Source organism: Streptomyces violaceorubidus, assembly GCF_000717995.1.
In the GTDB taxonomy this organism is placed as follows: Bacteria; Actinomycetota; Actinomycetes; order Streptomycetales; family Streptomycetaceae; genus Streptomyces; species Streptomyces violaceorubidus.
Map to the genome: position 1 here is coordinate 1 of NZ_JODM01000143.1, position 544 is coordinate 544.

1 protein-coding gene is annotated in these 544 nt (G+C 71.3%); it reads left to right on the forward strand.

Translation table 11 applies throughout. The features are described 5' to 3' along the window. On the forward strand, window positions 1-440 hold a 440-nt coding region (locus tag IE94_RS0134410), incomplete at its 5' end, for an alpha-glucosidase C-terminal domain-containing protein (RefSeq protein ID WP_030192460.1). Window positions 441-544: the final 104 nt, after the last annotated feature.

Sequence of the window (544 nt, forward strand, 5' to 3'; positions counted from 1 at the left end):
CGGAGAAGTACCAGCTCACCCCCCGCGACTGGGCCCGCGCCACCCGCGAGGGCACCACCATCGCCCCCCTCATCACCCGCCTCAACACCATCCGGCGCGCCCACCCCGCGCTGCACCGGCTGCGCAATCTCCGCTTCCACCACACCGACAACGACGCGGTCATCGCGTACAGCAAGCGCGCGGGCTCCGACGTCGTCCTGGTGGTCGCCAACCTCGATCCGCATCGCACCCAGGAGGCCACGATCTCGCTCGACATGCCGCAGCTCGGCCTGGACTGGCACGAGTCGGTGCCGGTCCACGACGAACTCACGGACGAGACCTACCACTGGGGCCGCACGAACTACGCGCGGCTGGAGCCCGGCCGGGCCCCCGCCCACGTCTTCCACCTCCGCCGGCCCCGCGCCGCCGCGCCCGGGAACGAAGGGTCCGCAGCCTCATGACCGTGAACGAGCCCGTGCCGGACACCTTCGAGGACACCCCCGCCAAGGACCGCGACCCGGACTGGTTCAAACGAGCCGTCTTCTACGAGGTCCTCGTCCGCTCC